The organism is Mesorhizobium sp. M0960 (genome assembly GCF_040319055.1).
GTDB lineage: Bacteria > Pseudomonadota > Alphaproteobacteria > Rhizobiales > Rhizobiaceae > Mesorhizobium.
The window spans coordinates 14,941-37,335 of record NZ_JAMYNN010000030.1 but is presented as its reverse complement, the minus strand read 5'-3'; the positions used below and the strand labels follow the sequence as shown (position 1 = coordinate 37,335).

The following is a 22,395-nucleotide window of genomic DNA, read 5'->3' as shown; positions in this document are numbered from 1 at the left end:
CGCCGACTGATGACAAACCGCTCAGCGGCAGCGCAAGATCGTTCATGGTGGGTGTGGTCTCCGGGAAATGGTTCGGATCGGCTTAAGCAACCAAATCCTACGTCATTTCAACGATCAGATCCCGAGCAGCCAGTCAGTATTCGACCGTCGCTGGCGCCTCCGCCCACTGAGGCCTTGTGCTTCCTCCAGCGAGTCAAGCCGATCACCATGCGTGTCGCCAGTTCTGGTGCTCACCCACGTGCCATTTGCGATCTTGTGTCGGTGAGAGCACCGCAAGCACCTCCCCTGCTAGAGCGCAAGGCGGCTCGCGTCGCCGTGTTGTTACTATTCTTCGCTGTGGTCGGAGTTTTTTCCTTGGCTTCGGAATCGGGACATTCGGCTTTGCAAAAAAATAGGCCATCGTGGTCGATCGTCACGCCCCCGAGTTCGGCGGCACGATGGGACGACAACGGCAGCGCAAGCTCCATTTGCGCGAGGGGCTCGTCCCTTCAACTACTTGATGCATTTGCGCTTTGCGTACCTCCGTGCATGTTGCTCGATGCCAGGCGGAGATCTCCGTCTCAAACGATCGCGCATCGATGCAACGCCCACGCGTTGATCGCCATGATCGCGGCGATCGCTTTGCCGCGATCGCCGCCGCCGTTTTCGAGCACGACAATCATGCCGGCGGTTCGGCAGCGATGCGCATGCAAAAATTCACAGATGCATTCTAGCCAAATGCTAGCTGCCCAGCAAATGTCCGGCATTTCGCAAGGCCCCTAGGAAGAGACTGGCATGGCCGTTGGCATCGATCTTGGCCTGCATCGACAGGGGCATGCTGTGCCAGTTCTCCAAGGGCGCAGTGAAATGTGAGAACGTACCGTTGACGATGCAATGGTGGGTAACAAGGCCCTGTCTGTCCAACGCCAGCACCCCGATCTGGTCGCCCTGATATCGGATGGCTGCGACCCGCTGGACCTCCGCGTCACCGTCGACCCGCACGTCGAAAAGCAGGATGCCGCGGCTCCTGGTGGCTACCTCGGCGGCCTTTTCAGCGAAGCTTAAGGAGAGCGAGCGGACGCTTTCGACCGCCAGCTGTAAAACCATCAAATCCAGTTCATCCACTGCCATAAGGTACCTGCGCGCAACAAATGGGTGATAGCAATCGACCACACCGCTTGTTCACAGATGTCGGCTCACGACCGATCATTCAGGGTTTGCCGGACGTCCATTGACCGAGGGCGTGCTCCGGTTCGAACCGATCCTGAAGCGGAATGCGCTGGATGTACGGAACCCGAGGAGCAGGCCAGCCAAAGTTGCCGCGACAATTGATGTCGTGATCATTCCAGACATCTGCATCGGCGTCGCTGAACATCCCACTGGCAATTCCGGTCTTTGCGGCAAGCCCATCCTTGGGCCGTCTTGTACCTGAAACCCTCGCGGTGGCGTCCCTCGAAACTCGGTACCGCCGGGCGCTTGATCGTCGAGAACTTTGTTTACGGAGGTCCGGACCTCCTGCAGATGATATTCTGGTGCGCTCGCCTTTGAGCATTCCGCTGACGCGTGACGTTTCGCTAGTCCGTGTTCCTTGCAGGCTCACTGCGAGGGGCGCCTTGCACACAGCGGCACGTCAGCGCATGAAACTCGTCCCCCGTTCACTTCACAAAATGGATTTCCTGAAGTACTGGGAGCGCAGAGAAATCTCCGGTCGCAGCCTACCCGGTTAAAACAAGGACCCAAAAATGAAGACTCTCGTCGTCTGCTCCGGCGGATTGGACTCCGTTACCCTTGCTCACAAGGTGGCAGCGGAGCACGAACTCGCCGGCCTCCTATCTTTCGATTACGGCCAACGGCATAGGAAGGAATTGGGCTTCGCCGCCCTTTGCGCGGAGCGACTGAGCGTCCCGCACCGCATCATCGACATCCACGAGATCGGCGGCGGCCTTTCCGGCTCCGCGCTGACCGATAATGTGGACGTGCCCGACGGGCACTACGCCGAAGACACGATGAAGGTCACGGTGGTGCCGAACCGGAACGCCATCATGTTGGCCATTGCCTTCGGCTTCGCCGCAGCGCACGGCGCTGAGGCGGTGGCGACGGCCGTGCATGGTGGGGATCATTTCATTTATCCCGACTGCCGTCCGGCCTTCATCGACGCTTTCCAGATGATGCAGGACCACGCGCTCGACGGCTACGCGGAGATTCGCATTTATGCACCCTATGTGAATCTCACGAAGGCGGACATTGTTAGGAATGGAGCAGCATACGGCACGCCGTTTGCGCAGACCTGGTCCTGCTACAAGGGCGCCGAGCGTCACTGCGGGAGGTGCGGGACCTGCGTCGAGCGGCGCGAGGCGTTTCATCTCTCTGGGCAGCCGGACCCCACCGACTACGAGGACTCCGACTTCTGGCTCGATGCGCTGCGAAGGAGGACCGCGTAATGTTCCGCATCACCAAGGAATTCCACTTCTCAGCCTCGCATCAGCTCACCTCGTTGCCACCCGATCACCAATGCGCGCGCCTGCACGGGCATAACTACATCGTTGAAGTGGAGCTTTCAGCGAATGGACTGAACGACAACGGCTTCGTGCGCGACTATCACGATTTGGCGCCATTCAAACGCTACATCGACGAGAGCTTCGACCACCGACATCTCAACGACGTGCTGGGAGACGTGCTGGGACATGAGCAAGTCACGGCGGAATATCTGGCCAGACATTTTTATGAATGGTGCAAGGCACGCCTGCGCGAAACCTCGGCCGTGCGGGTGAGCGAAACGCCGAAAACCTGGGCGGAATACCGGCCATGACCGATACGCATCCCGCAATCCGCGTGAGTGAGATTTTCGGGCCGACGATCCAGGGCGAGGGCGTGCTCATCGGTTTGCCGACGGTCTTCGTCAGAACCGGCGGGTGTGACTATCGCTGTTCCTGGTGCGACAGCCTGCATGCGGTGGACAATCAATTCCGGCATGAATGGGAGATGATGTCCATTGGCGCGGTGTGGCAAAACGTGCTTGCGCTTTCCGGTGGCCGCCCGCTGATGGTATCGCTGTCAGGCGGCAATCCGGCCATCCAGCCGCTCGGCGCGCTCATCGAGCGAGGCCATGGTGAAGGTTACCGTTTTGCGCTGGAAACCCAAGGTTCGGTGGCCAGGGGCTGGTTTGCCGACCTTGACGTGCTAGTCCTCAGCCCAAAGCCGCCGTCAAGCCAAATGACGACCGATTGGGCCGCTTTCGAGGCGTGCCTCCAGGCGGCACAAGGCAGGCCGCAAGTCGTGCTCAAGCTCATTGTTTTCGACGAAAGGGACTACGCCTACGCGAAAGACGCCGCTGCGAGATTTCCGCGACTTCCGATCTATCTGCAACCCGGCAATCACACGCCGCCACGCCCCGCAAATGAAGACGCGCCTGTCGACCTTGACGGAATATTGAAGCGCATGGAGTGGCTGGTTGATAGCGTGACCCGCGACAGGTGGTTCGAAGCCCGTGTGCTGCCGCAGCTGCACGTTATGCTCTGGGGTAACAAGAGAGCCGTCTAGCCTGGGCCCGCTTTTCACTGAAACTGCGCCGGCGGATATTCGGGTGGACGGGTTGTCCCACGCTTGACGGCGCTGCCGGGGTGCTTGCGGACTTTCTGCCACCGGCACCAGGAGCGTGGCCAGCCGCTTACGACTCGGAATGTTGCCGAGGCTCGGTTTCGACGGGCGTCGGCCTGGCGCGAACCAATCAAAGGTTAGCGCGAGCCACGGGTGGATAGTGTGGTGGTGCGATGCGGCGGCGCCTGCTGCAGCTGGCACGGTCCTTGCGGATTCTTGTTGCAAGGCCGAAGGGAGCTGTCGGCCGACAACCATGATCTGGCCAGGACGATTGTCGACTGCTTCCGATACAGAAAAGAGGCCGGACTCGACGTGGCGCTTCAGGGACTGCGAAATGGAATACGGCGCCGGAAGGCACGACCGGACGATATCGTCGCTATACCAAGACGCATCTGGTCCGCTCCGAATCCTGTCTCGACACGACGGTCGCCGATCAACAGTGAAAAATGTAGCGCAATCGGTTCACGATCGACTGAGAACCATGACCGTTCCTCTGCGGTGCTCAGACTGCCGCTGAGTGCCTGGCCGTTCCACTTTCGAAATATTTGTCGAACTTTGCCGCGATGCTCCTGACAAAGGGCCGGCTTTCCGCAGGCACGACGAAGCGGTCACCATCAAGTTCAAGCAACCGCGCAGGATCTTGGAGGGCCGTGGAACTCGCTCGGACGAGAAGTCTTTGGCCGGCTTCGCCAAAGCGCTCCACCAGCTCAATCGCCGAGAAGGCGAAGTCACACATCAATCGCTCGATGATCCAGCCGCGAACACGGTCGTCGTCAGAAAGCGCGATACCCCGAACAGCGGCCAGCCCGCCATGAGCAACCATGCGTCCATACTCGGCGGTCGAAGGCATATTCTGTGCATAGCCCTGGCGAAACTGGCTGATGGACGATGGGCCGAGGCCGATCAATGTCTCGTAGCAGTCCTCGGTGTAGCCTTGGAAGTTCCGGTGCAAAGTCCCGGCGCGGGCCGCAAGCGCCAGCGCATCGCCGGGCTTGGCGAAATGATCGAGCCCGATTGCTTCGTATCCCTGGTCCATGATCGCCCGCGCTGCCAATTGCGATTGGGCAAACCGCTCCGCCGGACCCGGCAACCAGGCCTTGTCGATCATCGTCTGATGTTTCTTGAACCACGGCACATGGGCGTAGCCAAAAAGCGCGATCCGATCCGGTTCCAGGGTCAGTGCCTGTGCAACCGTGGAGGCGACGCTCTCCCTGGTCTGATGCGGCAGGCCGTAGAGCAGATCGAGATTGACGGATTCGACGCCGCCCGAACGAACGCCATCAACAACCGTCTTGGTCTGCAGAAAGGTCTGCTCGCGGTTGATCGCTTTCTGCACCTTCGGGTCGAAATCCTGGACGCCGAGGCTCGCCCTTGTCATGCCGATTTCGGCAAGTGCATCGAGGCGGGCATCGTCCATATCGTTGGGTTCGATCTCAACGCTGATCTTTGCACCGGGGAGAAACGTGAAGCTGTTGCGCAGGACGGTTCCCAGCGCCACGATATCTTCCGGTTTGAGCATCGTCGGCGAACCGCCGCCGAAATGAACCGCGCGAACTCGGCCCTTGCCGGTGACAAGACTGGAGACGGTGGCGATCTCGGCATGCAGTGAACGGAGATATGTGGTCACTGGTTCGTAGTGGCGCGTCTGTTTGGTATGGCACGCGCAGAACCAGCAGAGCCTGTCGCAATAGGGAATATGCAGGTAAAGCGATATCTCGTCACCACCTTCGAGCGCCTCCAACCAGCCTCGGTAAACGACGGCATCGACCCCCGCATGGAAATGCGGCGCGGTCGGATAACTGGTATAGCGCGGGACGTTCTCGCCAAGTCTGGCAGCTAGCTCCAGTCGCATGTCGTGGTCCACCGTGTTTGCGTCGCCGGAACTGTGGATGCTTGGATGAGCCTAAGCCCTGATTTCGATCAGCGTTCAGCACGGACAAACTGCCGCAAGGATTTTTCTACCGTCGATTGCTATCCTGCCCGCACTGGACAAGTAGAGCGATCGAATGACATTACGGCAGGACATTCACAGTTCCGGCATTCCCGTTCTTTGCCTGTCTTGCGAGGCACGGCACCGCGGTGTCTGTGGTGCGCTCGAACCAGACCATTTGGCTCAGCTCGCCAAGACGTCGTCGCGGCACAATATCGAGCCGGGGGTCGAACTGATCGGCGACGCCGAGGCGGTCGACTGTTATTCAAACGTGCTTTCAGGCGTGGTGAAGCTGACGAAGAGCCTTTCGGACGGCCGCCAGCAGATCGTCGGTCTCCAGTTCGCGCCGGATTTTCTGGGACGGCCCTTCAAGATGAAAAGCGCGATCAATGCGGAAGCGGCAACAGCTGTCTCGCTATGCTCGTTTCCGAGAGCGGCCATCGAACGGTTGATGAAGGAATCACCGGAATTTGTGCATCGCCTGTTCAAGCAGGCGCTGAACGAACTCGACGAGGCACGCGAATGGATGGTGACTCTGGGGCGCAAGACCGCACCGGAGAAGGTGGCGAGCTTTCTCCTCATGATCGCCCGGAACATCGATTCCAGTGTTGACCCGGCGGCTAGGTCGGCGTGCTTCGAGCTGCCGATGACGCGTGCCGACATCTCTGATTTCCTTGGAATTACAAACGAGACCGTGAGCCGTCAGCTGACCAGCCTGAGAATGGACGGCGTGATTCGGATCGAGAACAACCGCCGTGTCACCGTGGACAGCATGAGCCGGCTGGAACGGCGCTGCGGCGGCCGAGGCGCAACCGCCCTTTGAATGACATCGAAGCTGCATGGCCTACGTCACTTATTTCGTTCGGGGCAGGGCATGCTCGCGTTGGGCTTAGAAGAAGCCGCATAGCGACAGCCCGCTCTCCATCCGATCGCCTGAGCCAGGTGTGTTTCGGCCAACTCGTCGGCGAAGCATCCATCCTCGAGGTGCTCGACGTGCAACCGGCTGTTCCAGGCAGGATTGCACTCGGCCGAAGTCAATACGCCTCATACGCAGGGGAAAATCGCCGTCTCCCCGAACCATGAATGTCACGAAGGCAGCGCAACGCTGGCGCTGGATGTCCCAAGGCATTGAAACGATCGACGTTCGGCAAGGCATCGGCCTACTTTCCAGCGTCACAGAAGGCGCGCTTCCCCACACGCCCGCGATCGCCTCCATACCCGGCCCGACCGGGGACGCGGGGCCTGTCCATAAGCGTGGCGGCCGGTGCTGCGCTTCCACATTCGATCGCCACAGTCTGATCGCACCGAACTCGATGCTGCTCGAAGCAAAATCGTGCGGCTCTGACATGGATCAGGGCGAGCAGGCCACGGCTGCGCAATAAGGCACTGCGGTTGGCGCCCGCCGGAATTGGAAATCGGGGCTTGCGATGAAATTCGGCACAGAGATCGTCCTTCTAAGCCTGTTTGCGTTTGCGGGCCTGATGGCTGCCGGCTTCGGCGTAGATGAACCTTTTCGCCGGCATATGTGGGTTTTGTTCTTCGCCGTGGCTGGCTTCACTGCGATTCTGTTGCGCAACACGGAGTTCAAGCCGGCAGTTCCGATCGACCCCGCCGCTTACATGGATGGGCCGATCCGCTACGGTGCCATCGCCACCGTATTCTGGGGCGTCGTCGGCATGCTGGTCGGCGTGGTCATCGCCCTGCAGCTCGCCTACCCCGATCTCAACATCCAGCCCTGGTTCAATTTCGGCCGACTGCGGCCTTTGCATACTTCCGGCGTGGTTTTTGCCTTCGGCGGCAATGCACTCATCTGCACGTCACTTTATGTCGTGCAGCGGACCTGTCGTGCCAGGCTGTTCGGCGGCGATCTCGCCTGGTTCGTGTTCTGGGGCTATCAGCTGTTCATCGTCATGGCGGCAACCGGCTACCTGCTCGGTATCACCGAGAGCCGCGAATACGCCGAGCCCGAATGGTATGTGGACCTGTGGCTGACCATTGTATGGGTCGCCTACCTCGCCCTGTTCCTCGGCACGATCCTGAAGCGCAGGGAACCGCACATCTACGTCGCCAACTGGTTCTATCTGTCCTTCATCGTGACGATCGCGATGTTGCATGTGATCAATAACCTATCGATGCCCGTGTCGTTCGTGGGTTCAAAGAGCTATTCAGCGTTTTCCGGTGTCCAGGATGCCTTGACGCAGTGGTGGTACGGCCACAATGCCGTCGGCTTCTTCCTCACCGCCGGCTTCCTCGGGATGATGTATTATTTCGTGCCCAAGCAGGCCAACCGACCGGTCTATTCCTACCGGCTGTCGATCATCCACTTCTGGGCTTTGATCTTTCTCTACATCTGGGCCGGTCCGCACCACCTCCACTACACCGCCCTGCCGGACTGGGCCCAGACGCTCGGCATGGTGTTCTCGATCATGCTGTGGATGCCGTCATGGGGCGGCATGATAAACGGCCTGATGACGCTCTCGGGCGCCTGGGACAAGCTGCGCACCGACCCGATCATCCGTATGATGGTCATGGCCATCGCCTTCTACGGAATGTCGACTTTCGAAGGCCCGATGATGTCAATCAAGGCCGTCAACTCGCTCTCGCACTACACCGACTGGACCATCGGTCACGTCCATTCGGGCGCGCTCGGATGGGTTGGCATGATCTCGTTCGGCGCGATTTATTTCATGGTCCCGAAATTATGGAACCGCGACCGGCTTTATTCGCTGCGGCTCGTCAACTGGCACTTCTGGCTGGCGACGCTTGGGATCGTCGTCTACGCCGCTGTCATGTGGGTGTCCGGCATCATGCAGGGCTTGATGTGGCGCGAATACAACGAGCAGGGCTTCCTGGTCTACTCCTTCGCCGAAACCGTCGCCGCCATGCATCCCTACTACATCATGCGTGCCATCGGCGGCGCGATGTATCTGTCGGGCGCCCTCATCATGGCCTGGAACATCGCCATGACCATCCTCGGCTACCGGCGCGAGGAGGATCCGATGCCGCGCTCCATCCCCGCCCTCCAGCCTGTGCGATCAGGAGCCAGAAAATGGGCTTGATGGACAGACACGCGGTCATCGAGAAGAACGCCACACTTCTTCTCCTCGGGTCCCTGCTGGTCGTAACAATCGGCGGTATCGTCGAGATCGCGCCGCTCTTCTATCTCGACAACACCATCGAGATGGTCGAAGGCATGCGGCCCTATTCGCCGCTCGAGCTTGCCGGGCGCAACATCTATGCGCGAGAGGGCTGTTACCTCTGCCACAGCCAGATGATAAGGCCGTTCCGCGACGAGGTCGAGCGCTACGGCCACTATAGCCTGGCGGCCGAGTCGATGTACGACCACCCGTTCCAGTGGGGCTCGAAGCGCACCGGGCCGGATCTCGCCCGGGTCGGCGACCGCTACTCGAACGGATGGCACGTCCAGCATCTCACCGAGCCGCGTTCGGTGGTGCCGGAATCAATCATGCCGAGCTATGCCTTCCTGAAGGACATGCCAATCGAGGTGAAGGATTTCTCGACGCATCTGATCGCCAACAGCCGTGTCGGTGTGCCCTATTCAGACGACATGATCGCTCATGCCAATGCCGATCTCATGGCGCAAGCCGATGCGAATGCCGACACATCGGGCCTGGAGAGACGCTATCCGAAGGCCAAGCTTGGGGACTTCGACGGCGATCCGCAGCAGGTCACCGAAATGGATGCGCTGGTCGCCTATTTGCAGATGCTCGGCACGCTGGTCGATTTCAGGACCTATGACGAAGCCGCCGGTTACCGCTGAGGAGAATGGCGATGACCTACAATTTCATGCGGGAGTTTGCCGACAGCTGGGGCCTGCTTGCCATGGCGCTTTTCTTCCTCGGATGCGTTGCCTTTGCACTTCGTCCCGGCAGCCGCAGGCAAGCCGAGAGAGCCGCTCACATTCCTCTCAAGGACGACTGATCATGGGCAGCGAGCATATCGACGAGGTTTCGGGTATCTCGACGACCGGCCATGAGTGGGATGGCATCAAGGAACTCAACAACCCGCTTCCCCGCTGGTGGGTCATCACCTTCTACATCACCATTGCCTGGGCGATCGGCTACACCGTCGTCTATCCGGCATGGCCGATGCTGACTTCCGCGACCAGGGGTGTGCTGGGGTATTCGAGCCGCAGAGACGTCAAGAATGAACTGGCCGCGGCCGAAGTGGCCAAGGGTAAATTTGTCGCTGCCATTCAGGCGAAGACCGTCTCCGAGATTACTGCCGACGATACGCTACGCGAATTCGCCGTCGCCGCAGGTGGCGCCGCGTTCAAGGTCAATTGCGTGCAGTGCCATGGCTCGGGCGCTCAAGGGTCCAAGGGTTTTCCCAACCTAAACGACGACGATTGGCTGTGGGGTGGCAACGCCGAACAGATCCAGCAGACGATTGCGCACGGCATCCGCTTCGCATCAGACCCGGATACGCGCCTGTCGGAAATGCCTGCTTTTGGCGACATCATCACGACGGATCAGATCAAGCAGGTCGGCGCCTATGTCGCAAGCCTCTCCGATCCTGTTCAGGACACAAGCCTGATCGAACTCGGCGCCAATGTTTTCGCCGAGAATTGTGCGGCCTGTCATGGTGAGAATGCAAAGGGCAACAGGGAGCTCGGCGCACCCGACCTGACCGACGCGATCTGGCTTTACGGGTCTGGCGAAACAGCCATCGCCGCGCAGGTCCGCGCCCCGAGGCATGGCGTCATGCCGGCCTGGATCGGGCGTCTCGGCGAGATCAAGGTCAAGGAACTCGCGGTCTATGTCCATTCGCTTGGTGGCGGAGAATAGGTACGCAGCCTATTCTCGTCCTCCCCCCACCGCCAAGCGACGAGGCCCGGCGCGAGCCGGGCCTCGGCATCATCCAGAAACCGATGGGTCGGGCTTCCGGCGAAATCGTCGCTGGTGACTGGAGCTTCTCGTGCTCGATAACACGCAAATAGAACGGCTCGAAGCCGATGCGGTCAACTCCGCCAAGACCCGCGAGCCGCTCTATGCCGCACGCAAGAAGATCTTCCCGAACCGGGCCTCTGGCTGTTTCCGCCGCTTCAAGTGGTCGGTGATGGCAATCACGCTGGGGATCTACTACCTGACGCCCTGGCTGCGGTGGGATCGCGGGCCATTTGCCCCGGACCAGGCCGTGCTGGTCGATCTTGCCAACCGCCGCTTCTATTTCTTCTTCATCGAGATCTGGCCGCAGGAATTCTTTTATGTGGCCGGCCTGCTGGTCATGGCCGGTATCGGCCTTTTCCTGATCACATCCACCGTCGGCCGGGCCTGGTGCGGCTATACGTGCCCGCAGACCGTGTGGGTCGATCTGTTTCTGGTCGTCGAGCGAGCCATCGAGGGCGACCGCAACGCGCGCAGGAAGCTCGATGCCGGGCCCTGGACGGCGCGCAAACTCGTGCTGCGAACATCGAAACACGCCATTTGGCTGGTCATAGGCGCGGCGAGCGGCGGCGCCTGGATCTTCTATTTCGCCGATGCGCCGACCTTGCTCATCGAACTCTTCACCGGCACGGCAGCGCCTGTCGCCTACATCACCGTCGCTGTGCTCACAGCGACGACCTATACGTTCGGCGGGCTGATGCGCGAGCAGGTCTGCACCTATATGTGCCCGTGGCCGCGCATCCAGGCGGCCATGCTCGACGAAAGGTCGCTCACCGTCACCTATAATGACTGGCGCGGCGAACCGCGCTCGCGCCACGCCAAGAGGGTCCTTGCCGCCGGGCAGCCCGTCGGTGACTGCGTCGACTGCAATGCCTGTGTCGCGGTGTGCCCGATGGGGATCGACATTCGTGATGGCCAGCAGCTTGAATGCATCACCTGCGCGCTCTGCATCGATACGTGTGATGGTATCATGGACAAGCTCGGCAGGGAGCGCGGACTGATTTCCTATGCGACGCTGGCCGACTACAACGCCAACATGATGCTGGCGACCCCGGGCGGCTCCGGTTCAGTCAACCCGTCAGTGGTCAGGAGCGCTGACGGCCTGTTCTCCGACAAGGTGGCCCGTTTCCATATCCGCAAGATCTTTCGCCCGCGCACCTTCATCTACATGAGCGCCTGGTCGGCGGTCGGTCTCGCGCTGCTCTATTCGCTGCTGACCCGCGAACGGCTCGAATTGAATGTCCTGCATGATCGCAACCCGCAGTCCGTGACGCTGTCGGACGGTTCGATCCGCAATGGCTACACCGTCAAGCTGCTCAACATGATCCCCGAACCAAGAACGATCATTGTCACGATGCAGGGCCTGCATGGAGCCGAAATGAGCGTTGTCGGCATCGACCTGCCGGCGGATCGTTCCTTCGCCATCCCGGTCGAACCCGACAGGCTGAAGATGCTCAAGGTTTTCGTGCGTCAGCCGGCAGATCAGGTTCGGGGTGCAGCGCAAAGCTTCAAGTTCCGGGTCGAAAACAAGGCAACGTTCGAGTCGGACGAATACACGGCCACTTTCAACGCACCGGAGAGCGCCAGATGAGCGACACCTCGCGACAATCCCGCGAATTCACCGGCAGGCATATGCTGTTCACCATCCTTGGCTTCTTCGGCGTGGTCATAGCGGTCAATCTGACGATGGCGACGCTCGCCAACACGAGCTGGACCGGCCTTGTCGTCGAAAACACCTATGTGGCGAGCCAGCAGTTCAACAAGAAGGCCGAGGAGGGGCGAGCTCAGGCAGCCCTCGGCTGGACTGGCAAACTGACCATCGCAGGCGGTGAGGTCCGCTACAGCCTCACCGATGCTGTCGGCAAGCCGGTTGCCTTGCATGGCGTCAAGGTGCTGTTTCGTCATCCCGCCTACGAGGCCGAGGACAAATCCGTCACTCTTGCCGCTGCCCCCGGTCAGATATTCGCCGCGCACCACATGCCCACGGATGGCGTCTGGATCGTCGAAATCGACGCCGATGCGAGCCTTGCGGAACCCTATCGCGACGTTCGCCGGATCATGATTTCCCGCGGGGCGCTGCAATGAGCTGCTGCGCGCCAGGCGCCGAAATGGCATTGGACCTGGAAAAGGTCACACTGGTCCTGCCTTCTGGCCAGGAAATCAGACTGGCGAGCCGCTCGATTGGCGAAAATCTTCGCCAGACCGACCTTTCGGTGCCGGCTGTGCATTGTGCCGCCTGCATCCAGACGATCGAGACGGCGATCGGCAAGCTGGATCGCGTCGAAGGCGCTCGTGTCAATCTTTCAACGAAACGTGTTTCGGTCCGGTGGCGCGGCGAGGAGGTTCCGCCATTCGTCGCCACACTTGGACGGCTGGGCTATGGCGCGCACCTGTTCGATCCCGAGGCTGACGGGAAGGACAAGACGCTCTCGGAACTGATCCGCGCCGTCGCGGTCGCCGGCTTTGCGGCGGGCAACATCATGCTGCTATCAGTCTCCGTCTGGTCCGGCGCGCAAGGCGCGACCCGCGACCTGTTCCATTGGGTCTCGGCCTTGATTGCCATTCCTGTGCTCGCTTTCGCCGGCGGCATCTATTTTCGCTCGGCCTGGAATGCGCTACGCCACAGCCGCATGAACATGGACGTGCCGATCGCGGTCGGGGTATCGCTCGCTTACGCCATGAGCCTCTACGAGACGATCAACCATGGCGACCATGCTTATTTCGACGCGTCGGTGTCGCTGCTGTTCTTTCTGCTGATCGGCCGCACGCTGGATCACGTGATGCGGGAACGAGCACGGACGGCCGTAAACGGACTGGCTCGGCTGGCGGCGCGCGGCGCCATGGTGCTGCGCGAGGATGGTTCGCGCGACTACTTGCCGGTTGGCGAGATCGAACCAGGAATGGAGCTCTTGATCGCGGCCGGCGAGAGAATGCCCATCGACGGCAGGATCATTGGCGGGGCGTCGGATCTCGACTGTTCCCTGGTTTCCGGGGAAAGCACGCCCAGAACGGTGGGCCCGGGGGCGCAGGTCCAGGCCGGTACACTCAATCTCACCGGTCCGCTGACCATCGAGGCGACGGACGCCGCGAAGGATTCATTCCTGGCCGAAATGGTTCGGCTGATGGAAGCGGCAGAGGGCGGCCGCGCCCGCCATCGCAGGATCGCCGATCGCGTCTCCGCGCTCTACGCCCCCGTGGTCCACCTCACCGCCTTTGTGACGTTCCTCGGCTGGATGGCGGCGACCGGCGACTGGCACCGGGCAATAACAATCGCGATCGCCGTTTTGATCATTACATGCCCGTGTGCGCTCGGTCTCGCCGTGCCGATCGTGCAGGTGGTCGCTGCGCGGCGGCTGTTTGAAAGCGGCGTCATGGTCAGGGACGGCTCCGCCATGGAGCGCCTGGCCGGGATCGACACGGCATTGTTCGACAAAACCGGCACGCTTACGCTCGGACTGCCCAGGCTGATCAATGCGCCGTCCATCGATCCGACGATTCTCGCCATGGCGGCCGAGATGGCAGCGCATTCCCGCCATCCCTTTTCGAAGGCAATCGCTGGCAATGCAGCCTTTGCCGGCCAGCCGAAACTCGCGTCCGTCAGCGAGCATCCGGGCTTCGGCATCGAAGCCATCGCCGAGGGCAGTACCTGGCGGCTGGGTCGCCGCGGATGGGCTGAGTGGAAAGCCCGGACCGGCGGCGAAGGCAAACAAGGCTATGGCGGAACCGTTCTGACGAAGGACGGGGTCATTGTCGCGACTTTCGATTTCGAGGATGAGCTGCGTGCCGATGCCAAGGCGGCCCTCGAACTCTTGAACAGCGCCGGCGTGTCGGTGGAGATGCTGTCGGGCGACACAGAAGCTGCCTGTGTCGAAGTCGCGGAAGCACTGGGCGTCGAGCGCTTTATTCCCGCGTTGCTTCCCTCGGGCAAGGTCGAACACATCGAAGCATTGACCAGATCCGGCCACAAGGTCCTGATGGTCGGCGATGGGCTCAACGACACGCCTGCGTTGGGTGCCGCACACGTTTCGCTCGCTCCGGCCACGGCCGCGGATATCGGTCGCAACGCCGCGGATTTCGTGTTCCTGCGTAAAAGTCTTCTGGCGGTCCCACTTGCTTTAGACATTTCGCGGAAGGCCGGACGGCTGATCCGGCAGAACATCGCCCTCGCGATCGTTTACAATGGCATCGCCGTGCCGGTCGCCATCCTGGGGCACGTTACGCCACTGATCGCAGCGGTCGCGATGTCCGCCTCGTCCCTCCTGGTCATCGGCAATGCGCTACGCCTGCAAGGTTTCGTGTCAAATGCATCGGTGCAAGATGCCCGACATGACAGGCACTCCGACATTGGCGCACTGGCACAATCCTCATGACGACGCTCGCCTACCTCATACCTGTGGCCCTGTTGCTCGGAGCGCTTGGGCTGGCCGGGTTTCTGTGGGCCTTGAGGAGCGGCCAATATGAAGATCTCGATGGCGCCGCCGAGCGGATCCTGATCGACCGCGACGAGCCACGCAGCTGAGCCAGCCTGCCCTGCAACGACTCGCTCGAATATTTTCCGCGGTTGCTTCGCGTCATGCCGATTTCGGCGCGCGACGGGTGCGAACGGATCAGCCAGAATACGTTGCCGAACTTTCGGCCAGGAAAGGGCCGCACCGAACGGGAAGCCGGCCATTCCATGATGACCTGACCAGACCATGGCGTGGCGGTCGACCAGTCGACCGTGAACCCGCCGTTGCCGCGTTTATCGAGCCTGGTTGATCCACATCAGGGTTATCTCTTCATAGGCATGGTTTCATTGAGCATTTTTGAACGGAGAACGGATGTCTAACGGACGGTTAGGTCGCGTGGAGACGCTTGGGGAGATGAGCCGCAAACCGTGGATCGATTGCGATGCGTTCCAGTGCCCTTCGTCGCAGATAGCCGACGCAATGGCGGCACGCTGATGGCCGGCTCTGTCGATAGATTCGACGTTATTGTGGTCGGAGCCGGGCCGGTCGGACTTTCCTTCGCCGCGTCGCTTGCCCAGAGCCGACTCAAGGTGGCAGTGGTTGAACGGCAGTCGCTCGAAAGCCTGGCGAATCCGGCTTTCGACGGTCGCGAGATCGCGCTGACCCACGCATCGGTTGGAATCCTTCGCGAGCTCGGCGCCTGGGATGCCATCCCCGCTTCGGACAAATCACCGCTACAAGGCGCGCGCGTGCTCAACGGATCGAGCCCTTTCGCCCTGAGCTTCGATTCTCCCAGCGGATCTGGGGAACCACTCGGAATTCTGGTCCCAAATTGTCGGATCCGCGACGCCCTGTTCAAGCTTGTCCACTTCCAGGATCATGCCCAGCTGCTGTGCGGCCGCTCGGTCGTCAATGCAACAACCAGCCACAAAGAAGCAGTCATAACGCTCTGTGATGGCAGGCAATTGGCCGCTCGGCTGCTCGTTGCAGCGGATTCGCGTCTGTCCGCGACGCGCGACCTGCTCGGCATTGGCGCCGACATCAATCGGCTTGGCAACTCCATGCTGATTTGCCGGGTGAGGCACGAGCGCGCCCATCACCAGATCGCGGTCGAATGGTTCGATCACCATCAGACGATAGCGATGTTGCCGCTCATGGAAGGCGTGTCGTCGCTGCTTCTCACGTTGCGCTCAAACGAGGCCGACAGACTGCTTGCTCTCGACGACGATTTGTTCCTGATGGAATCGACGAGCCGGTGTCGAGGACGCCTCGGAAAGATGACCTTGGCAAGCACCCGCCATGCCTATCCGCTGGTCACGACCTGGGCGCACAAGTTCTGGGCTCCGAGTGCGGCACTGATCGGCGATGCTGCCCTCGGCATGCACCCGGTGACCGCGCATGGCTTCAACATCGGCCTCAGCGGCCAGAAGCAACTCGCCGATGGAATCCTGGCGGCATGTCGTGAGCGCCGCGACATTGCTGATCCCGACATGCTCGGCAGATACGAAAGGCGGCTGCGTCTGTCGGCGGCACCGCTCTATCATGCTACGAATGTACTTGTCGCTCTCTACTCAGGCGAGCACCCGACGGCACGGCTTGCAAGACATGCGGGGCTTCGCTTTGCCCAATATCTTCCCTTTATCCGCCATGGCATTTCGGCCATGCTCAGGCGGTGAATCGCAGGCAGCGCTGCCGCTCTGGAACGCTATCTCGGCCCGGCTTCCTTTTGTCTCGTCGGGCGCGTTGATGCCGTTGGCAGGGCTGCTTCCATGGTGACGTTGCCGATCCTGGGATGATTCGGATCAAGGCACGCGTGCGGGCAAGAGCTCGATGGTCAGACGGCAAGGCCAAGAGGCAGACGTGCGCCCCGAAGACATGGTGAGCACACTGGTTATCCCCGCTGGATAGTTAACCCGTCCTTCAGTGGGCCTGCGTAGGCTTGTCCTCGCGAACAACGATGGGAGCAAGCTGGTCCGTCCATGGCCCCGAAGAATGAAGACACGCTGGAGGCCAAAATCCGTCAGGATCAGCTTGCTGACCTGAGGGCCGGCCTCTTCGTGTCGATGCCGATAAGCGCTATCCTGTCAGGCCTGATTTGGGCGGTGCACGCCCTTTCTGGCAGCGGCTTTGCAGCTGCAATCTGGTTCCTGGTCGTCAATGCGATAAATGCCGCCCGCCTTGCACTCGCGCGTTATCAGCTAAAGGAAACGGGGCGCCATGACGGATTAGTGGGGGTTTTGCCGCGGCTTCGCTGGTTTGGCATCCTTGCTCTTCTGGCAGGGTTTGCCTGGTCCTTCCTGGCCGTCCTGACTGTTGGATACACGACACCTCAAGCACCTCTGCATCTGGTCATTCTGGCGGGCATTTCAGCTGGTGCGGTTACATACGGCAGTTCGTATGCCGCGGCGGCGACCAACTTCATCACACCTCCGCTCCTCATCACGGTGGCTTGCCTTTTGGCGAAAGGCAATTTTGAAGACTACATTCTGGCTTTTACCGTTCTGCTCTTCATGGGCGGCTTGGTTCGAGCTTCGTTTGTTGGGCAAGCACGGTTCCGCGAAGCGAGCCGCCTGAGGCATGAGGCCGAGCGGCTTGCGGCGGAGATGAAGGCCAGTTCCAGGCAGGACCACCTGACGGCCCTTCTCAACAGGCGTGGCCTCGAAGACGCAATCGGACGTTTCGAGACCGCGGATGGCCCCTTCGTGGCAATGCTGGTTGATCTGGACGGGTTCAAATCCGTCAACGATACCTACGGTCACAGGACCGGTGATGAACTGCTTGTCAGGATCGCCCGCCGCATAGAGGAGGAAGCACCGGAAGGCTCAACGCTCGCTCGTATCGGCGGCGACGAATTCGTGCTGTTTTTTCCCTCAACGAGGGTTTCGCTTTCTGCCAGTGATCTCGCCTCCAATATCATAGCCAAAATTGCCCGACCCTATATCGAGGTCGCGTCCGTCCGTGTCGGGGCATCGATAGGAATATACCTGGCGGAAAGCCCGGGCCTGACCGAAATGTTGTTGCGGGCGGACATCGCCCTTTATACGGCCAAGCGTCGTGGCAGGAACGAATTTTGCCTGTTCGATGCCGAACTCGACAGGGAACTGCAACGCCGCCAGTCCGTCGAACGGGACCTTCATTCGGCGATAAAGACGAGAAGCTTGCAACCTTGGTTCCAGCCGATCGTGAAACTCGACACCGAGGCCGTGGTCGGTTTTGAAGCCTTGCTGAGGTGGTCCCATCCGACTCATGGTGCCATCTCTCCACCCGAAATCATCACAGCTGCACGCGAAACCGGAATGCTTCAGCTGCTGACGCAAACCGTCTTCGCCGACTGTTGTGCTTTTATCGACGGCTTGGTGAAAGCTGACTGTCGTGATCTCCGTGTGGCGATGAATGTTTCACCGCGCGAACTGGAAGCCGGCGATATCGACGACATGGTTCTGGATGGTCTGGCGGCAAGAGGTCTCCCTGCAACGATGTTCGAGATCGAGATTACTGAAGAATCCCCGGTGGACCCGGACAGAGTGGATGAAAAGCTCGGACGGCTTTCACATGCCGGCATTTCCATCGCGCTCGATGACTTCGGCACCGGCTTTTCTACGTTGGCATCGCTCAAGGACAGTCGGATACGCAAGGTCAAAATAGACCAGGGCTTCATTCGCGGCTTGGCCAAGTCCCGAGAGGACCGACTGCTTGTCAAATCGGTCATCGATCTCGGTAACATGCTCGGGATCGAGGTCATGGCCGAGGGCGTCGAAACAGAGGCGGATCGGCAAACCCTGCACAAGCTTGGCTGCCGAACCGCTCAAGGCTTCCTGTTCTCCAAGGCTGTGCCTCTGAGCCAAGCACTGGAAATGGCAGTCAAACAGCACGCGAACCAGTTGTGACCGCTCCCGCCGCGCCGTCTCTCGCGGCCGTGCGCTCATGAGTGACGGGTATCTGAACTTCCTTGTTTGAAGAGCATGACAATCCGTGCTGTGCGTCAGCCGGCGAACAGTTCCTTGTAGCCGGTCGTCACCATCCAGTTCGCCCGGTCGATATGGCTGCGAAGAGCCTTGCGGGCGCGGACCGGTTCAAGGGCCGGGTCGATGCCTAGAATGAGATCGGCCATCTCCTCTTCGCTGGCATTGTCGGCGCAGGCATCCAGGATCCGCAGGTAGATCGTGAAATGCTGCCTGTCGTAGCTCGTGAGGTTCTCCGACCAGGGGACTTCGTCGCACAGAGTTGAGTTTCGAGTCTCATCTGTTCCCATTGATCGATTCATGCCTGTTGCGAGCCTCGGCTGTTGAGCGCTGGATGCAACGCAGCATATCCCAAAATGGGATAATCCGAAACCGGGATTAGTCGCTGATCCGGTCTTTACCCGACCGGTTCGCCTACATGCCCAAATCTCTTCGCTCGCCCCGCCACCAGCGGTTTCTGGCCCAGCTGGTTTCCCTGCGCAAGGCCAAAGGCCTGACTCAGGCGCAGGTGGCCGAGAAGCTTGATCGTCCCCAATCCTTCGTGGCCAAGTACGAGGGTGGAGAGCGGCGTCTCGATGTCATCGAGTTTCTCGACTTAACTGCGGCGCTTGACGCTGATCCGTGCGAGATTCTGTCCAGCCTGCGGGCTAACGGGCGCCTGCGCGTCTAACGGCTCGCGCCGGTACCGTGAACCGAGCGTGCTTTTCTTCGGCAAGCTGCCATTCCGCTGCGGGTGGGTCTTTACCAACCCATGCCGATATAGGATGATAATCCTAGGTGGGGCGATTCCTCAACGGAGATCGCAATGGCTAGGACCAAACTTTCCAAGCAGCTTTCACAGGCTGAAATCGAGCGCTTTCTGGCGGAGGCGGAACGGCTGCACAAGAGCATCGTCCAGCCGCTTCTATCACCTAGCAGCGACCATTACCGGGCTCTCCAACGCACCCATGACGCGCTGTTAAAGACGGTGAAGGATATCACGGGTAAGGATGCGCCGTTCATTCAATGGTTCGGAACAGGGCCGGTGAATTAGACCAGACTTATAGACTCCAGGCTGCAAACGTCGCATTCTCTCTTCGGGGAGAAGGGGCGTGGGCAACCATCGCTATCAAGACAATCGGTACAACCGTCGCAGGTATGGCGAGCGCCATCGTTCGAAGGACGTTCCGTTGTGGGCAAAGATCGTTGCTGGTGGAACAATCCTGGCTGGCTTTCTTGCCTTCGAAATCGGCCCTGCCGCTGTCGGCTGCAACATCAAAGCCAATATCAGCTACAACACGGGCGAGCGAATCTATCATGTTCCCGGACAGGAATATTACTGGGAGACGCGCATCAACCTGTTGAAAGGCGAGCGCTGGTTTTGTTCGGAGGAAGCCGCGCGCAAGGCTGGGTGGCGGAAGTCTCGGGTCTGAGCGTCCGTGGTAAATGCTTGCGAAAATGCTGCATCGCACATGTTTTCGGTGCAGCATTCATTTGAAGTATTTATCGCGATCCGTTCGAAAAATCTGTCCAGCCTGCCGTCCTGGCGGGCGCCCGCGCGCCTGACGACGCGCACCAGGTGCTCGTGAACCGAGCCCGCTTTTCTTCGGCAAGCTCAGGCGGTCTCGGCCATTCGGCTTCGCCCCTTGGCGTGGGCAGCCCTTCGGGCTGTGACGGCCGCCGCCCTTGCGGGCGGCGCGGTTTGTCTGTTGGCCTTTCCCGGTGGCGCGGGGTGGGCGGCACTCCCTTCTAGGCCCGCCGCGGCAGCCCGCAACCCTTCGCGTGCCGCTCAGGGTCCTGCTCTTCGTTCCGGTCCTTCGGATGCGGTCCGCCTACCACGGCGGGCCTTTCCGGTCGCGACTCGCCGCCCACCCCGCTTCCGGGGAAAGGCGCGGCGATTGGCGAGCGGAGGATGAGACGATGCATGCAAACAGCAAGCGTTGTGCCAGCACAGAGGCTGGCGCAGGCAAGGGCGGGCGCCCGGGCGCCAGCCTTTATCAGGAGATCACCGACCGCATCATTGCCGAACTGGAGCGCGGCACCGTGCCATGGGTCAAGCCATGGGGCAGCGCAAAGGCAGGCCTTGGCCTGCCGAGGAATGCTTCCTCTGGGCGCACCTATTCCGGCATCAATATCCTCATCCTGTGGGGCGCGGTCATCGAGCGCAGCTATCCCAGCCAGAACTGGCTCACCTTCCGGCAGGCGCTCGTCCTTGGCGGCAATGTCAGGAAGGGCGAGCGCGGCACGACCATCGTGCATGCCGACCGCTTTGTCCCCAAGGACGAGAAGGAGCGCGCACGCCACGAGGGCGATGAACCACAGGCCGTGCCTTTTTTGAAGCGCTTCACCGTCTTCAATGTCGCGCAGTGCGATAATCTTCCGGAAGACCTCTATGCCGCCGCCGAGCCGCTGCCTCAGTGCGAGATCGTGCCGCAGGCCGAGACGCTCATTCGCGCCAGCGGTGCGGATTTCAGGGTCGGCGGCGATCGCGCTTTCTACATGCTGGGCAGCGACCACATTCAGGTGCCGCCGCAGCCGGCGTTCCATCACCAGATCGACTATTACCGGACCTGCTTTCACGAGCTTGGCCACTGGACCGGCCACCCAACGCGGCTTGCTCGCGACCTCTCCGGCTCGTTCGGCTCCAAGGCTTACGCGCGTGAAGAATTGGTCGCCGAAATCACTGCCGCCTTCGTCTGCAGCAATCTGGGTATCGAGCCGACCGTGCGTCATGCCGATTACGTCGGCTCATGGCTGAAGGTGCTGCGCGAGGACAACCGCGCCATCTTCCGTGCCGCCAGTCTTGCCTCCAAGGCCGCTGATTTCCTGCTTGGCCTTCAGGCCGATGCCGAAGGCGAGGCGCAGGAAGGGATTGCGGCATGACGATGCTCGATCCGCAACTGACCGCGACCGAGCCGACGCCGCAAGGCGAGCAGATGCTCATTCCCGGCGTCCGGCCGATCACCACGCGCGATCGGATCACCCTCCTGATGGACGCGCCGATGTGTCCGCGCGCGGCGCAAAAGCCGCTCGATATCGGCCTCTTCGATGAAGCCAGCAGAAATCAACTCGACCTGTTCTGACAAGGAGTCTTTCCATGATCCTGATCACCGATCCACTGCGCGCACGACTGCTCGCCAATGGCGCCGCCGACGCCGACATTGACCATTTTCCCGTTGTGAAACTGTTTAATCCGACAGGTGCCGCGACGTGGCTTTTGAGCGAACTCGACGCCGATGGCGACACGCTGTTCGGCCTTTGCGATCTCGGCTTCGGCTTCCCCGAACTCGGCAGCGTCAGTCTGGCCGAGCTTGCATCCGTAAAAGGTCCGCTTGGCCTCGGCATAGAGCGCGACCTGCATTTCCAGGCGCGCTTTACGCTCTCCGTCTATGCCGAAGCCGCCCGCATGTGCGGCCACATCACCGAGGCCGAGCGACTTCTGCGGCAGGCAGCAGACGCCCTTTCAAAGCCCCATTCCGAGCTTCCGCCCGACACGGCGGAACAGCAGCGCCGATAGGCGCAAAAACCGTCCCGCCGCGCCGGCCTTCGGCCTCTGCGGCGGGACAACCTCAACCAAAGCGAAAGAGAGTAAC

The 22,395-nt window shown here is 60.7% G+C and carries 24 protein-coding genes; 20 read left to right on the top strand and 4 right to left on the bottom strand.

All coding sequences use genetic code 11. The features are described from left to right. Positions 1 to 720 precede the first annotated feature (720 nt). The gene (locus tag NKH63_RS29900) at positions 721 to 1,110 is read right to left on the bottom strand and encodes a hypothetical protein (protein WP_352717907.1); all 390 of its coding nucleotides are present in this window, start codon (positions 1,108 to 1,110) and stop codon (positions 721 to 723) included. Positions 1,111 to 1,189: 79 nt separating this feature from the next. Further along, entirely contained in the window at positions 1,190 to 1,354 is a 165-nt protein-coding gene (locus tag NKH63_RS29895) for a hypothetical protein (protein ID WP_352920134.1), read from the bottom strand. Positions 1,355 to 1,721: 367 nt separating this feature from the next. Between NKH63_RS29895 and queC the strand changes: the two genes are divergently transcribed. The 3 genes from queC to queE are packed head-to-tail and all read left to right on the top strand — an operon-like array spanning position 1,722 to position 3,519. After that, positions 1,722 to 2,420, top strand: a complete 699-nt coding sequence (queC, locus tag NKH63_RS29890; protein WP_031194962.1) for a 7-cyano-7-deazaguanine synthase QueC — start codon at positions 1,722 to 1,724, stop codon at positions 2,418 to 2,420. Next, on the top strand, positions 2,420 to 2,788 hold the full coding sequence (gene queD / locus NKH63_RS29885; protein ID WP_352920132.1) for a 6-carboxytetrahydropterin synthase QueD: 369 nt from the start codon (positions 2,420 to 2,422) through the stop codon (positions 2,786 to 2,788). Before queC ends, queD begins: the two co-directional genes overlap by 1 nt. Beyond that, complete coding sequence (gene queE / locus NKH63_RS29880) at positions 2,785 to 3,519, top strand: 7-carboxy-7-deazaguanine synthase QueE (protein WP_352516158.1); 735 nt, start codon at positions 2,785 to 2,787, stop codon at positions 3,517 to 3,519. The genes queD and queE overlap by 4 nt, the downstream gene beginning before the upstream one ends. A gap of 559 nt (positions 3,520 to 4,078) precedes the next feature. On the opposite strand, the gene hemN is transcribed toward queE, so the two are convergent. Continuing rightward, positions 4,079 to 5,428 carry an oxygen-independent coproporphyrinogen III oxidase gene (gene hemN / locus NKH63_RS29875; RefSeq protein WP_352920129.1) on the bottom strand — a complete coding sequence of 450 codons (1,350 nt, stop codon included), beginning with the start codon at positions 5,426 to 5,428 and terminating at the stop codon, positions 4,079 to 4,081. A 154-nt stretch (positions 5,429 to 5,582) separates the two neighbouring features. Here hemN and NKH63_RS29870 point away from each other — a divergent pair, with 154 nt between their 5' ends. The 11 genes from NKH63_RS29870 (at position 5,583) to NKH63_RS29820 (ending at position 18,748) form a co-directional block, all read left to right on the top strand. Then, positions 5,583 to 6,329, top strand: a complete 747-nt coding sequence (locus NKH63_RS29870) for a Crp/Fnr family transcriptional regulator (protein WP_352453609.1) — start codon at positions 5,583 to 5,585, stop codon at positions 6,327 to 6,329. Between the two features lie 604 nt (positions 6,330 to 6,933). Next, a complete protein-coding gene (ccoN, locus tag NKH63_RS29865) occupies positions 6,934 to 8,565 on the top strand; it encodes a cytochrome-c oxidase, cbb3-type subunit I (RefSeq protein WP_352920125.1) in 1,632 nt (543 codons plus the stop codon). Then, positions 8,556 to 9,287: a cytochrome-c oxidase, cbb3-type subunit II gene (gene ccoO / locus NKH63_RS29860; protein ID WP_352772277.1), complete on the top strand. Its 732-nt coding sequence runs from the start codon at positions 8,556 to 8,558 to the stop codon at positions 9,285 to 9,287. The genes ccoN and ccoO overlap by 10 nt, the downstream gene beginning before the upstream one ends. An 11-nt stretch (positions 9,288 to 9,298) precedes the next feature. Continuing rightward, a complete protein-coding gene (locus tag NKH63_RS29855) occupies positions 9,299 to 9,448 on the top strand; it encodes a cbb3-type cytochrome c oxidase subunit 3 (protein WP_023679629.1) in 150 nt (49 codons plus the stop codon). Between the two features lie 2 nt (positions 9,449 to 9,450). Beyond that, the gene (gene ccoP, locus NKH63_RS29850; RefSeq protein ID WP_352496243.1) at positions 9,451 to 10,314 is read left to right on the top strand and encodes a cytochrome-c oxidase, cbb3-type subunit III; all 864 of its coding nucleotides are present in this window, start codon (positions 9,451 to 9,453) and stop codon (positions 10,312 to 10,314) included. A gap of 130 nt (positions 10,315 to 10,444) precedes the next feature. Then, positions 10,445 to 12,004, top strand: a complete 1,560-nt coding sequence (gene ccoG, locus NKH63_RS29845; protein WP_352920120.1) for a cytochrome c oxidase accessory protein CcoG — start codon at positions 10,445 to 10,447, stop codon at positions 12,002 to 12,004. Continuing rightward, positions 12,001 to 12,498, top strand: a complete 498-nt coding sequence (locus NKH63_RS29840; protein WP_352920117.1) for a FixH family protein — start codon at positions 12,001 to 12,003, stop codon at positions 12,496 to 12,498. Before ccoG ends, NKH63_RS29840 begins: the two co-directional genes overlap by 4 nt. Then, positions 12,495 to 14,783: a cation-translocating P-type ATPase gene (locus tag NKH63_RS29835; RefSeq protein ID WP_352920114.1), complete on the top strand. Its 2,289-nt coding sequence runs from the start codon at positions 12,495 to 12,497 to the stop codon at positions 14,781 to 14,783. The genes NKH63_RS29840 and NKH63_RS29835 overlap by 4 nt, the downstream gene beginning before the upstream one ends. Next, positions 14,780 to 14,932: a cbb3-type cytochrome oxidase assembly protein CcoS gene (ccoS, locus tag NKH63_RS29830; RefSeq protein WP_352920111.1), complete on the top strand. Its 153-nt coding sequence runs from the start codon at positions 14,780 to 14,782 to the stop codon at positions 14,930 to 14,932. The genes NKH63_RS29835 and ccoS overlap by 4 nt, the downstream gene beginning before the upstream one ends. 423 nt (positions 14,933 to 15,355) lie before the next feature. After that, complete coding sequence (ubiM, locus tag NKH63_RS29825; RefSeq protein ID WP_352920136.1) at positions 15,356 to 16,537, top strand: 5-demethoxyubiquinol-8 5-hydroxylase UbiM; 1,182 nt, start codon at positions 15,356 to 15,358, stop codon at positions 16,535 to 16,537. Between the two features lie 303 nt (positions 16,538 to 16,840). Beyond that, positions 16,841 to 18,748: a putative bifunctional diguanylate cyclase/phosphodiesterase gene (locus NKH63_RS29820; RefSeq protein ID WP_352920108.1), complete on the top strand. Its 1,908-nt coding sequence runs from the start codon at positions 16,841 to 16,843 to the stop codon at positions 18,746 to 18,748. Between the two features lie 95 nt (positions 18,749 to 18,843). Here NKH63_RS29820 and NKH63_RS29815 read toward each other — a convergent pair whose 3' ends face one another. Then, positions 18,844 to 19,113, bottom strand: coding sequence for a DNA -binding domain-containing protein (locus tag NKH63_RS29815; RefSeq protein ID WP_352756854.1), 270 nt, complete (start codon positions 19,111 to 19,113; stop codon positions 18,844 to 18,846). A gap of 128 nt (positions 19,114 to 19,241) precedes the next feature. Here NKH63_RS29815 and NKH63_RS29810 point away from each other — a divergent pair, with 128 nt between their 5' ends. The 6 genes from NKH63_RS29810 to NKH63_RS29785 all read left to right on the top strand — a co-directional run bounded on the left by NKH63_RS29810 (position 19,242) and on the right by NKH63_RS29785 (position 22,319). Continuing rightward, complete coding sequence (locus NKH63_RS29810; RefSeq protein WP_023722035.1) at positions 19,242 to 19,493, top strand: helix-turn-helix domain-containing protein; 252 nt, start codon at positions 19,242 to 19,244, stop codon at positions 19,491 to 19,493. 135 nt (positions 19,494 to 19,628) lie between these two features. Continuing rightward, a complete protein-coding gene (locus NKH63_RS29805) occupies positions 19,629 to 19,856 on the top strand; it encodes a hypothetical protein (protein ID WP_352808474.1) in 228 nt (75 codons plus the stop codon). A 58-nt stretch (positions 19,857 to 19,914) separates the two neighbouring features. Next, a complete protein-coding gene (locus NKH63_RS29800) occupies positions 19,915 to 20,235 on the top strand; it encodes a sunset domain-containing protein (protein WP_352529543.1) in 321 nt (106 codons plus the stop codon). Positions 20,236 to 20,722: 487 nt separating this feature from the next. After that, positions 20,723 to 21,685, top strand: coding sequence for an ArdC family protein (locus tag NKH63_RS29795; RefSeq protein WP_352920105.1), 963 nt, complete (start codon positions 20,723 to 20,725; stop codon positions 21,683 to 21,685). Beyond that, positions 21,682 to 21,885 carry a hypothetical protein gene (locus NKH63_RS29790; protein WP_352468499.1) on the top strand — a complete coding sequence of 68 codons (204 nt, stop codon included), beginning with the start codon at positions 21,682 to 21,684 and terminating at the stop codon, positions 21,883 to 21,885. Before NKH63_RS29795 ends, NKH63_RS29790 begins: the two co-directional genes overlap by 4 nt. A 14-nt stretch (positions 21,886 to 21,899) precedes the next feature. After that, complete coding sequence (locus tag NKH63_RS29785) at positions 21,900 to 22,319, top strand: DUF2958 domain-containing protein (RefSeq protein ID WP_352920101.1); 420 nt, start codon at positions 21,900 to 21,902, stop codon at positions 22,317 to 22,319. The last annotated feature ends 76 nt before the right edge of the window (positions 22,320 to 22,395 follow it).

What these genes read in the sequence shown, in the direction of transcription:
- NKH63_RS29855 (WP_023679629.1), top strand. Translation starts at nt 9,299, where the DNA reads ATGACCTACAATTTCATGCGGGAGTTTGCCGACAGCTGGGGCCTGCTT.
- NKH63_RS29795 (WP_352920105.1), top strand. Translation starts at nt 20,723, where the DNA reads ATGCATGCAAACAGCAAGCGTTGTGCCAGCACAGAGGCTGGCGCAGGC.
- queC (WP_031194962.1), top strand. Translation starts at nt 1,722, where the DNA reads ATGAAGACTCTCGTCGTCTGCTCCGGCGGATTGGACTCCGTTACCCTT.
- NKH63_RS29895 (WP_352920134.1), bottom strand. Translation starts at nt 1,354, where the DNA reads ATGTTCAGCGACGCCGATGCAGATGTCTGGAATGATCACGACATCAAT.
- NKH63_RS29900 (WP_352717907.1), bottom strand. Translation starts at nt 1,110, where the DNA reads ATGGCAGTGGATGAACTGGATTTGATGGTTTTACAGCTGGCGGTCGAA.
- NKH63_RS29805 (WP_352808474.1), top strand. Translation starts at nt 19,629, where the DNA reads ATGGCTAGGACCAAACTTTCCAAGCAGCTTTCACAGGCTGAAATCGAG.
- ccoP (WP_352496243.1), top strand. Translation starts at nt 9,451, where the DNA reads ATGGGCAGCGAGCATATCGACGAGGTTTCGGGTATCTCGACGACCGGC.
- NKH63_RS29870 (WP_352453609.1), top strand. Translation starts at nt 5,583, where the DNA reads ATGACATTACGGCAGGACATTCACAGTTCCGGCATTCCCGTTCTTTGC.
- queE (WP_352516158.1), top strand. Translation starts at nt 2,785, where the DNA reads ATGACCGATACGCATCCCGCAATCCGCGTGAGTGAGATTTTCGGGCCG.
- hemN (WP_352920129.1), bottom strand. Translation starts at nt 5,428, where the DNA reads ATGCGACTGGAGCTAGCTGCCAGACTTGGCGAGAACGTCCCGCGCTAT.
- NKH63_RS29820 (WP_352920108.1), top strand. Translation starts at nt 16,841, where the DNA reads ATGGCCCCGAAGAATGAAGACACGCTGGAGGCCAAAATCCGTCAGGAT.
- ccoS (WP_352920111.1), top strand. Translation starts at nt 14,780, where the DNA reads ATGACGACGCTCGCCTACCTCATACCTGTGGCCCTGTTGCTCGGAGCG.
- queD (WP_352920132.1), top strand. Translation starts at nt 2,420, where the DNA reads ATGTTCCGCATCACCAAGGAATTCCACTTCTCAGCCTCGCATCAGCTC.
- NKH63_RS29810 (WP_023722035.1), top strand. Translation starts at nt 19,242, where the DNA reads ATGCCCAAATCTCTTCGCTCGCCCCGCCACCAGCGGTTTCTGGCCCAG.
- ccoN (WP_352920125.1), top strand. Translation starts at nt 6,934, where the DNA reads ATGAAATTCGGCACAGAGATCGTCCTTCTAAGCCTGTTTGCGTTTGCG.
- NKH63_RS29840 (WP_352920117.1), top strand. Translation starts at nt 12,001, where the DNA reads ATGAGCGACACCTCGCGACAATCCCGCGAATTCACCGGCAGGCATATG.
- NKH63_RS29785 (WP_352920101.1), top strand. Translation starts at nt 21,900, where the DNA reads ATGATCCTGATCACCGATCCACTGCGCGCACGACTGCTCGCCAATGGC.
- ccoO (WP_352772277.1), top strand. Translation starts at nt 8,556, where the DNA reads ATGGGCTTGATGGACAGACACGCGGTCATCGAGAAGAACGCCACACTT.
- NKH63_RS29835 (WP_352920114.1), top strand. Translation starts at nt 12,495, where the DNA reads ATGAGCTGCTGCGCGCCAGGCGCCGAAATGGCATTGGACCTGGAAAAG.
- ubiM (WP_352920136.1), top strand. Translation starts at nt 15,356, where the DNA reads ATGGCCGGCTCTGTCGATAGATTCGACGTTATTGTGGTCGGAGCCGGG.
- NKH63_RS29815 (WP_352756854.1), bottom strand. Translation starts at nt 19,113, where the DNA reads ATGGGAACAGATGAGACTCGAAACTCAACTCTGTGCGACGAAGTCCCC.
- NKH63_RS29790 (WP_352468499.1), top strand. Translation starts at nt 21,682, where the DNA reads ATGACGATGCTCGATCCGCAACTGACCGCGACCGAGCCGACGCCGCAA.